The organism is Candidatus Omnitrophota bacterium (assembly GCA_013791745.1).
Taxonomy (GTDB): Bacteria; CG03; CG03; order CG03; family CG03; genus CG03.
In genome coordinates, this window is record VMTH01000088.1 from 1 (window position 1) to 9466 (window position 9466).

At 48.9% G+C, this 9466-nt stretch carries 12 protein-coding genes and 1 tRNA gene; 1 reads left to right on the plus strand and 12 read right to left on the minus strand.

Going from position 1 to position 9466, the window contains the following annotated elements:
- Positions 1-121: 121 nt before the first annotated feature.
- A tRNA-Pro gene (locus tag FP827_04000) sits at positions 122-195 on the minus strand.
- A gap of 69 nt (positions 196-264) precedes the next feature.
- Positions 265-594: a hypothetical protein gene (locus FP827_04005; GenBank protein MBA3052237.1), complete on the minus strand. Its 330-nt coding sequence runs from the start codon at positions 592-594 to the stop codon at positions 265-267.
- Positions 595-650: 56 nt separating this feature from the next.
- On the opposite strand from FP827_04005, the gene FP827_04010 reads away from it, so the two are divergent.
- Positions 651-1958, plus strand: a complete 1308-nt coding sequence (locus tag FP827_04010) for an ATP-binding protein (protein ID MBA3052238.1) — start codon at positions 651-653, stop codon at positions 1956-1958.
- 156 nt (positions 1959-2114) lie between these two features.
- Here FP827_04010 and FP827_04015 read toward each other — a convergent pair whose 3' ends face one another.
- The 10 genes from FP827_04015 to FP827_04060 are packed head-to-tail and all read right to left on the minus strand — an operon-like array spanning position 2115 to position 9442.
- Positions 2115-2495, minus strand: a complete 381-nt coding sequence (locus FP827_04015) for a hypothetical protein (GenBank protein MBA3052239.1) — start codon at positions 2493-2495, stop codon at positions 2115-2117.
- Between the two features lie 3 nt (positions 2496-2498).
- Positions 2499-2948, minus strand: a complete 450-nt coding sequence (locus FP827_04020; protein ID MBA3052240.1) for a cyclic nucleotide-binding domain-containing protein — start codon at positions 2946-2948, stop codon at positions 2499-2501.
- A 52-nt stretch (positions 2949-3000) separates the two neighbouring features.
- A complete protein-coding gene (locus FP827_04025) occupies positions 3001-3789 on the minus strand; it encodes an amidohydrolase family protein (protein MBA3052241.1) in 789 nt (262 codons plus the stop codon).
- A complete protein-coding gene (locus tag FP827_04030) occupies positions 3779-4705 on the minus strand; it encodes a DUF368 domain-containing protein (protein ID MBA3052242.1) in 927 nt (308 codons plus the stop codon). Before FP827_04030 ends, FP827_04025 begins: the two co-directional genes overlap by 11 nt.
- Entirely contained in the window at positions 4702-5544 is an 843-nt protein-coding gene (locus tag FP827_04035; protein MBA3052243.1) for a M23 family metallopeptidase, read from the minus strand. Before FP827_04035 ends, FP827_04030 begins: the two co-directional genes overlap by 4 nt.
- Positions 5541-6008 carry a transcription elongation factor GreA gene (greA, locus tag FP827_04040; protein MBA3052244.1) on the minus strand — a complete coding sequence of 156 codons (468 nt, stop codon included), beginning with the start codon at positions 6006-6008 and terminating at the stop codon, positions 5541-5543. Before greA ends, FP827_04035 begins: the two co-directional genes overlap by 4 nt.
- Position 6009: 1 nt before the next feature.
- Positions 6010-6366, minus strand: a complete 357-nt coding sequence (locus FP827_04045) for a hypothetical protein (protein MBA3052245.1) — start codon at positions 6364-6366, stop codon at positions 6010-6012.
- Positions 6363-7535, minus strand: a complete 1173-nt coding sequence (locus FP827_04050) for a tyrosine--tRNA ligase (protein ID MBA3052246.1) — start codon at positions 7533-7535, stop codon at positions 6363-6365. The genes FP827_04045 and FP827_04050 overlap by 4 nt, the downstream gene beginning before the upstream one ends.
- Positions 7528-8469: an SDR family oxidoreductase gene (locus tag FP827_04055; protein ID MBA3052247.1), complete on the minus strand. Its 942-nt coding sequence runs from the start codon at positions 8467-8469 to the stop codon at positions 7528-7530. Before FP827_04055 ends, FP827_04050 begins: the two co-directional genes overlap by 8 nt.
- Positions 8470-8482: 13 nt before the next feature.
- On the minus strand, positions 8483-9442 hold the full coding sequence (locus tag FP827_04060) for a bifunctional hexulose-6-phosphate synthase/ribonuclease regulator (protein ID MBA3052248.1): 960 nt from the start codon (positions 9440-9442) through the stop codon (positions 8483-8485).
- Positions 9443-9466: the final 24 nt, after the last annotated feature.

Consider the following 9466-nt stretch of genomic DNA (forward strand, 5'->3'; position numbering starts at 1 on the left):
GGATTTAGAAAAGCCGTGGTCTTTTTTGTTTTTTTCAGAGGGGGATTCCGGAAATTCCGAAAAGAACGGTGAGCAAAGCTCACCGAATTTTTTTGAAAATCAGCGCCGAAGTCTGAAATTATCGGGGTGGCCGGACTCGAACCGACGACCCCTTGACCCCCAGTCAAGTGCCCTAGCCAACTGGGCCACACCCCGATTATTTGTAACTGCCCATAGTATAGCGATTTTTGCTCACATTGCAAATAGCACGAACGTTCCCAGTTATTACCAGGGGCTGAAAAGCCATCTACACGGTCCGATTTCAGATCTATTATTGACCACTTGCTCCCTTATCTGAAAAGCTCGGATTTTTTCCACACGGGTAGCGCAATCAATGCCGAATGAGACTTCTTTCTTCCCTTTCTTTGCCAAAACTTCCGCAACAAGAAGTATTTTTGAGGCTTCTGTCAGTCTATTTATATTCCGCATTTTTTCTTTTTCAACCGCTTCCCACTTATCTTCAATAACATATTGTTTTGACCCATTTATCACGTTTTTTACACGACTTTTTCTAAAGACTTCACGTTTTTGGCATGTAAAAATGTGGAAAATCACACGAATTCCATACGACTATCTTGCTATCCTTACGAAGAATCTGCTAATATGTAATCATGAAAAGGGATATCTATGCGGATTTGATCAACTGGAAAAATGCCTCAAACCGCAAACCTCTAATATTAGGAGGGGCGCGACAGGTGGGGAAAACATATATATTAAAAGAATTCGGCCAAAAAGAGTTTGATACCCTGGCCTATTTCAATTTTGAAGAAAACCCAGAATTAGGAAAATTTTTTGAAGACACATTAAATGCCAAAAAAATACTTGAAAAACTTTCCCTTTACCAAGAGAAAAAAATTGATACTAAAAATACATTGATCTTTTTTGATGAAATTCAGGAAGCGCCGAGGGCGTTAAGCGCCCTGAAATACTTTGCCGAAGCAGATGAACCGTGCAATATTGTATCCGCGGGCTCTCTCCTTGGCGTTAAACTCCGGCAATCATCGCCTTACCCCGTCGGAAAGGTCACAGAATTAACTCTATACCCTTTTTCTTTTGGCGAGTTTTTAGATGGTATCGGCAAAACCCGGCTCAGGCGATTTTTAAACGACATAGAGAACTTAAATCCAATAGATGATGTCTTTCACAATCAATTACTTGAATTGCTGAAAATGTACTTCTATATCGGCGGAATGCCTGGAGCAATAAATCAATATACTCTGGACGGGAATTTAAACAGCGTTAGAAAAATTCAGGATGATTTGTTACACGGATATGAAAAAGACTTCAGTAAGCACGCTGAAGCAAACACAGCAATGAAACTCACAAAAATATGGAGAGCTATGCCGATTCAATTATCCAAAGAAAATAAAAAATTTAAGTTCGCCGAAATAGAAAAAAACGCCAGAGCAAGAGAATATAATGAGATTATTGCCTGGCTCGAAGACTCTGGATTAGTTTATAAATCGTATAGCATTCAAAAACCTCATTTACCTTTAGAGGGCTATAAGCAGGAAAATATTTTCAAGCTATTCCTTTTGGACGTCGGCTTGCTCGGGGCAATGCTAAAACTATCGTCTAAAACCATCACCGGGGGGAATATCTTATTTCGCGTTTATAACGGGGCGTTTACCGAAAACTACACTGCGCAGGAACTGAAGGCGACTGGACATAACAACATTTACTACTGGACAAGCCAAAATTCCGCAGAGGTTGATTTTGTCATCGCTTCTCAAGAACAAATTTATCCTTTAGAGGTTAAATCGGGAACCAGCCTTCAGAACAAAAGTTTAAAGGTTTATGGACAAAAATATCCGAATTCTGTTCTTTCCCGGGCAACAATAAAAAATTTTAAGCATGATGGCAATATTCGCAATTTCCCCTTATATGCGATATCGCTATTTCCAAGACTATCTCAGTAATGAGATACAAAATTTTCCCCTCTGGCGGCGCTGCCAAATAGAATAATCTGCTGAGAAATATTCTTAATTTTTTCTATTAACCGGTAAAGCCCCGCAACAGATCCCAGTACCTTAAACTGTTTAACAAGGCAATTGCGGGTATCGGCCCCATTACTGTTATTCGCTGCCGCGCTCTTTGGCGAGGACGCGCTCTTCTTCCTCGTAAAATTCAAGGCTCAGGCCGGATGTGAGACGCGCGACGGCCTTTTTGCTGACAGCGTTAAAGCTGGTGAGGATCTGCTGCTGGACGCCCAGATTTTTGCCTATTTTGACAAGGCCGGAATCCCGGCCGGTTATGCGCAGGCCTATGCTCTTTCCCTCGTCCATAACGAGCATGGCCTCACCAGGAACGAGACTGAATTTTTCCGCGCCGAGCTCCCAGACCGTGCTTATCCGGTAGCGCCTCCAGGTGCCGGAAGAATCGGGGACCCTGATACTCCTCACCTGCGCTTTTTTCTCGCAGGCTTTAAGGCCGTCGCCTATTTTCTTCCATTCCATTCTTTATATATTTTTTATCCTCTCGCGCAGTTGGGCAAGCTCCCGCTGGCGGTCGCGGTAGAATTTATCCACCGCTTCCAGTACATCCGGATACGAGGAACAGAGTTCCTTAAAATCATCCGCCTTCATAGCGGCGGCGGAGACATCCGTGAGATTGATGACGGTGGCCGTTCTCTTCACATCGGCGATCATCTGATCCAGCGCCGCGAGCTCGCCGAAAAAATCCGGCGGGTAAAGATGAGATATCGGCAGGGGCCCTTTCGGGGTATCCAGCAACACGCTGCAGCAGCCCTCAAGAAGAAAATACACCGTGTCTCCCTTCTCTCCTTCTTTTATAAGGCATTTGCCCTTACGCGACGATATTGTCCTGACATGCTCCCCGAAAAACCCGCGCCCGCTCACGCTGAGTTTTGAAAAAGGCTCTTTGGAAAATATAATTGACAAATCCTTCACACAACCTCCTTGCCCGGTGAGCGGTCATACCTTGGTCCTCTCCGAGCGGTCTTCAGCTTAAAAGCTCCAGCGCGTTTTTGAATTTTATCTTATCTTTCGCTTCCCTGTCCATATCAAGTGAATCCACCCACGCGGCTTCTTTTTTCTGATCCGCCCAGGGCGAGTCCGTGCCGAAAAGCAGCCTGTCGGGGCTGTGTTTTCTGATTATATCATGGAACAGTTCTGCGCTTTCTATGTATCCCGAAGTCATTGAAATGTCAAAATAAATATCTTTTCCCGCGAGTTTCTCATAGACTTCCTTCCAGCTCCGCCAGCCGCCCGTGTGCGCGGCGACCATTTTGAGTTCCCGGAATTTTTCCCGGACACTGAGGATGCGCCCCACATCCGCCCTGTCATCGTCGGGAAAAGCTATGTCTTTGCCGGAGTGGAATATCACTATCAAACCCGAAGAACTTATGGCTTCGTATAACGGGAACATTTTTTCATCATCGGCTTCAAAGTCCTGATACATCGGATGGAGCTTTATCCCCTTGAGCCCTTCGCCTTTTATTCTCGCTATGATGTCTTCATAATCGCTGTTTGACGGATGTATGCTCGCGAAGGGTATTATCCTGTCACTTTTTATTTTGAGGCACCAGTCTATGATATTGCGCGTCTGAGACGGCTTTGTCGCTATATTCAGCACCACGGATATATCTATCCCCGCCGCGTCCATGGATCTCATCAGCCCCGAAAGAGTGCCGTCGCTGAAAGACGGGATTTTCCCGTCTTGAGAGAGAGCCTTTACGGCGTCACAGGCGATATTATCGGGAAAAGCGTGAGTGTGAAAATCAATCCTCATGCGGGCTGCTATTTTTCTCTATCCTGTTGAGCATAAGGGCGCCGGCAATGCCAAGCATGAAGAACAGCGCCGGATAGACGGCCTCTTTTGCCGAGGACGGGAGCGTGTTCTTCGCGGCGGCGATGCTCGTTTTGACTTTGCCCGGCTCCTCAAAAGAGTAATCCTTGAACGGCCACAGAACCGTCAGCGACCCCAATATAAGGCCCACAAGGAAAAAGAGCGTTCTGTCTTTGTATTTTTCAAAAAGATATTTGATGAGCCTGGCGGCCGCCACTATTCCGACGACGCAGCCGAGGGCGAAAACCGAGAGAAAAACAAAAGACGGAAAAGTGAAACCTGAAAAAAAAGTTTTGATATGGCCTATCGCCGTCCCGTATATACCTATGACCAGCAGGATAAAGGAGCCGCTTATCCCCGGGAGTATCATGGCGGAGGTGGCAAGCGCGCCGCAGACAAAAACGGTGATAAGCGAGAAATCGCCCGGTGAGCCAGCCGGCCCCCAGAGATAAACAAAAAGGACGAGGGCTATGCCGGGCAGAGCGAAAATCGCGTTTTTAAATCCCCTGTCTCTAACGCGGTCTATAGGCAGGGCAAGGGAGGGGATTATGAGCCCGCCGAAAAAAGCCAGGGTGACAGAGGGCTGGTTTTTCAGGCACCAGTCTATGACCGGAGCCAGCGACACGATGGACAGAAACGCGCCCGCGCCCAGCGAGATTATAAAAACTCCGTCCAGATTATTAAACGCTTCCCTGAGGCGGCCTTTCGCGCAAAGGGCGCTGATATTCTTAAAAGTTATCCGGTTGATGTCCCGGACGAGCCTCTCGTATATCCCGAGTATCAGCGCGAATGTGCCGCCGGATACGCCGGGAATCAGATTCGCTATTCCTATAAGAAAGCCCTTGAAAATATTGATCACATTTCCTCCCTTCGCAGCGCCTTAATGGCGTAAAGCGGGTCCACCGGCACGCCGAAAAGGTATATCCCCAGATGCAGATGAGCTCCGGTGGAAAGGCCCGTTGAACCCAGCGTGCCGAGGGGGCGGTCGGGCGTTATCATCTCTCCTTCTTCGCAGAGGTTCTCATCCAGATGCATGTAAAAACTCTTCACGCCGCGGCCGTGCTCTATGATAACGGCGTTTCCGTGGAGGGGCGACTCCTTCAGAACCTGGATCACTTTCCCGCTTGAGACCGGAAAAACTTCCGTGCCGACGGGAGCGACAAAATCAACGCCCTTGTGCTGCCAGAGGGTTTTCCCGCGCTTATCAACGCGGCGCACGCCGAAGCCGCTGGATATGACAGATTTTTTAAGGGGTTCGGAAAAATCTCCGCTGTATTTTTTCTTCGTGAAAGATCCCAGATTCAGCGTTATCTTTTTTCTGCTCTCCGCGGGAACCTCCGGGATATTCTCCCGCCCCACGCTTATGCGGGACTGCCTGAATTTCTTATCCTGTATAGTTATCATCTTTTCAATCGTCAGGTCCTTTCTCAAAAATCTTTTTTCCCTGATGATGAGCGGCGCCTTTCCGCTCACATCAAGCCGCACGGGAACATAACCCGATGATATTTTGCCGTCCTTAAAAAGCGGATACATTTTTCCCATGAACCCGGCTTCGCATTGCCGGGGGCTCGCCACCGTCACTTTGATTATACCGCCCGGAAAGGTGTAGTCGGTAACTTTGATTATTTCAAGGGCGTAAAGCGCGGGAACCGCAAGGAGAAAGATGCCCGCTACAAGGATTCTTTTAGGAAAAGTCACTCTCTTCTTATCGAAACGATCTCCACCTGCCTTTGGCCGCCTGGAGTTTCAAATGTCACTTTTTCTCCCACGGTCCGGCCCAGCAGCGCGCGGCCTATGGGAGAGGATGAGGACAGGAGGCCCTCAACCGGGTCCGCCTCTTCAGCGGAAACAACGGTGTATTCATCCGTATCGCCGGAAGAGTCTTTCACCTCTATCGTGGCTCCCAGATAGACTTTGTCGGAAGACATCTGTTTTTCGTCTATTACCATGGCTGAATTCAAGGCGTTCTCGAGCTTGGCTATCGTTTTCTGGACATTCGTCAGGTCCTCTTTGGCGGAATGATACTCCGCGTTCTCCGAAAGGTCTCCCTGGGCGAGAGCCTCGTTTATCTCTCTGCTGAGGCGCGGAACGGATTCAGTCTTCAATCTCCTCAGCTCAGCGAGCAGTTTATCCTGTCCTTTTTTTGTTATGTACTTGGCCATCTTACTTCACCATCTGCATGTTATTCTGCACCATAGCCACCAGCTGCGCCAGCCATTCGCTCAGTATAGGGATCTTCGCCTCTATGCCGGCCTGCAAACCTTTAGTCAGCATGGTGAAAACAATAGCCCCCACGATTGTCATACCGAGGAAAAAACCTATTCCTCTGACGAGGCCCATAAAAAAATTAAGGCCTATCAGTTTCCAGGGCTTATGTATGTAGTTGAGTATGTCAAAAGTGAAAAAGCGTTTCAGTTCCGTGGTTATCTCACTGACCATATCTACATTATTCCGCAACTCCTGTTTGACTTCGGGCTCAACGGGGACTTCCTGTTCCTGTTCTTTTTGTTCTTCGGTCATTTTCCCTTCCTTATCTTCACAAAGAATCTTTTCCCCGCCTTGAGCAGAGCGCCGTCCTCTATCCTTATATTTTCCCTGAAATTTTTTATAACCTCACCCTCCAGCGACACCGCCCCCTGCTCGACAAGCTGTTTCGCGCGGTTCTTTGAAGGCGCGCCTCCGGCGGCGAAAACAAGATCGGCAAGCGGCATCTGGCTCTCATCCGTAAAAAACTCTTTGATGTCTTCCGGCACGCCTTTTCTCACCACGACTTTTTCAAAATGATCCCGTGCTCCGTCAGCCTCATCTTTCGAGCATATGTATTCGCTTATGTTGTGAGCCAGAACGGCCTTAGCGCTGCGGGGATCCAGGCCCTTGATAGCATCCTTATCGGCGAAGGACAGTATCTGGGCCCATTCATACATCAGGGAATCGCTGGCCGACATCACTTTACCGTATATGTCTTCAGGCTTCTCGTCCAGGCCTATATAATTTCCGTAACTTTTGCTCATCTTCTTCTCGCCGTCAAGGCCCTTCAAAAGAGGAAGCGTCATAACACTCTGGGGGGGCTGCTCATATTTCTGCTGAATCGTGCGGCCCATAAGGAGATTGAATATCTGGTCGCTTCCGCCGATCTCAACATCCGCCTCAACCCGCACCGAATCATAGCCCTGTAAAAGAGGATAGAGAAATTCGGAGGTCCTGATCATGATATTTTCTTTAAACCTTTTTTTAAAATCATCCCTCTCCAGCATCCTTGAAACGGTATTTGTTCCGGCGAGCATCAGGATCTCCTCAAGGCTCATTTTTTCCAGCCACCGGGAATTGTGAACAACCTGTGTGTATTTTTTATCGAGTATCCTGAAAATCTGCTTCTGATAAGTTTTTGAATTTTCCGTTATCTGCTCTTTTGACAGAACGGGCCTTGTCATGCTGCGGCCGCTGGGGTCGCCGATGCGCGCGGTAAAATCCCCTATGATGAAAATTATCTTGTGGCCGAGCTCGCCGAAGCGGCGCAGCTTATCCAGCACCACTATGTGGCCGAGATGGATGTCGGGAGCGCTCGGATCCGCGCCGAACTTGATATTGAGCGGCCTGCCGAGGGCGAGCTTATCCTTTAACTCTTTTTCCTCTATTATCTCCGTGCAGCCGGATCTTAATATCTCAAACTGTTTATCCGCGTTAAGCATATTTTTTCTTGAAATAATCCACCGTCTTTTTAAGCCCGTCGTCAAAAGAGACCCTGCCTTTAAACCCGAGTTTTTTCCTGACTTTTACCGTAGAAGCAAGTGTCTTGAACACATCGCCCGCGCGCACCGGAAGGAGATGGGGCTTTATGTTCTTACCCAGTATACTGTTTATTTTCCGCGCGAGATCCAGCACCGTCGTGTCTTTACCGCAGGCCACATTGAAGACTTCCCCCGACACTTTTTTATTTTTCGCGGCGAGAAGATTCGCCTCCACGACATTTTCAACGAAGGTGAAATCGCGCGACTGTCTGCCATTACCGAAAATAGGGGGACAAACATCCTTGAGCACCGAATGGATGAATTTGGGAACCACAACCGCGTATTCATCATCCAGCGCCTGGCGCGGGCCGAAGACATTGAAATACCTCAACGCAACTGTTGAGAGGCCGTAATGTTCCGAAAAAATACGGCAGTAATACTCCCCCGTGAGCTTGGACAGAGCGTAGGGTGAGATAAGAAGCGGCATATCGCTCTCCTCCTGCGGGAATTTTGATGTGTCGCCGTAAATGGAACTTGAGGAAGCCAGCACAAATTTTTTCACACCGGCATCCCTGGATGCGTAAAGCATGTTGAGTGTGCCGTTTATGTTGACATCATTATAGGCGTAGGGATCCTTCATTGATTTCGGCACGGAGCGCAGGGCCGCCTGATGCAGGACATAGTCAACGCCCCTGCAGGCTTTCCGGCAGCTTCTGATATCCCTTATGTCACCCCGTATGAGCTGAAAATTTTTCTTCCCTTTTGTGAAAACGAGATTGGACATTTTACCCGAAGAAAAATTATCCAGAACCCTCACCTCATTTTTTGTTTTGAGCAGTTTCTCCACTATGTGCGAGCCTATGAAACCCGCGCCGCCTGTTACAAGATATTTCATAATCCCTTCCTTATCATTTCTGTTTTTCCCACATCAGCAACTGCGCGACAGACGCCAGCGTCGAGCCTTCCTTTATCTCTTCCCTTATCCTGTTCTCCCTCTCCAGGACATCCATGGCCCTGTTTGTGAATTCGGCGGCTTTCTCTTTCGGGATCACCACCACCCCGTCATCGTCACCGATTATCCAGTCTCCCGTTTTTATCCGCACGCCGCTTATGACTATGGGCACCCCTATCTCTCCGAAACCCTTGGGCTCTCCCGCCTGAGGCGTGATCTCGGAGGAAAAAACCGGCAGATCCATTTTTTTGATATCCGGCGTGTCCCTGACGGCCCCGTGAATGACAATGCCGCCGAGGCCCTTCTGCAGGGCGCTGTGCGTGGCCAGCTCGCCCCAGACCGCGGGTGCGCCGCCTCCGGCGTCTATGACGAGTATGTCTCCTTTTGAGGCCAGGTCTATCGCTTCAACCGGTTTTGCCCAGTCGCCGGGAGAGGTCCTGACGGTCATCGCGCGGCCCGCCATGTGCTTCCCGGAGGTCACGGCTTTTATACCTTTGAGGGGCAGGCCGCGGTGCAGGGCGTCGGACATGTTCGCCGAGGACACTTTGCCGAGGACACTCTTTATATTCTTCTCATCAACCCTGACGAAATACTCGCTGGCTATGCTTGTGTTTTCCTGAAGAGCTTTTTTTATTTTTTTCGTTTCCGCTTCCGGGTCTTTGGCTTTCGTTATCGCGCCGCCGACTATCACCGTGCCGGCGCCCCGGGAGGCGTAAGACGCCGCGGTCTCGGAATTGATGCCGCCGGCAATGACAACGGGTATGTTGGTACGCCCGACAAGTTTATCGAGCAGGTCCCCTCCCTTTTCGCCCCGCATCTGCTCGTCTATGGAAATGTGTATCCCTATATAATTCACTGAAAGGGCCAGGAATTTTTCTATCTCAGCCTCATCCGCCTCGCCGATAAAATCAAGCATTATCTCCGCGCCGTAATTCAGCCC

Bases quoted from the DNA above. Each gene is read 5' to 3' on its own strand.
- FP827_04010 (MBA3052238.1), top strand. From the start codon at position 651: ATGAAAAGGGATATCTATGCGGATTTGATCAACTGGAAAAATGCCTCA.
- FP827_04015 (MBA3052239.1), bottom strand. From the start codon at position 2,495: ATGGAATGGAAGAAAATAGGCGACGGCCTTAAAGCCTGCGAGAAAAAA.
- FP827_04025 (MBA3052241.1), bottom strand. From the start codon at position 3,789: ATGAGGATTGATTTTCACACTCACGCTTTTCCCGATAATATCGCCTGT.
- greA (MBA3052244.1), bottom strand. From the start codon at position 6,008: ATGGCCAAGTACATAACAAAAAAAGGACAGGATAAACTGCTCGCTGAG.
- FP827_04045 (MBA3052245.1), bottom strand. From the start codon at position 6,366: ATGACCGAAGAACAAAAAGAACAGGAACAGGAAGTCCCCGTTGAGCCC.
- FP827_04050 (MBA3052246.1), bottom strand. From the start codon at position 7,535: ATGCTTAACGCGGATAAACAGTTTGAGATATTAAGATCCGGCTGCACG.
- FP827_04055 (MBA3052247.1), bottom strand. From the start codon at position 8,469: ATGAAATATCTTGTAACAGGCGGCGCGGGTTTCATAGGCTCGCACATA.
- FP827_04060 (MBA3052248.1), bottom strand. From the start codon at position 9,442: ATGCTTGATTTTATCGGCGAGGCGGATGAGGCTGAGATAGAAAAATTC.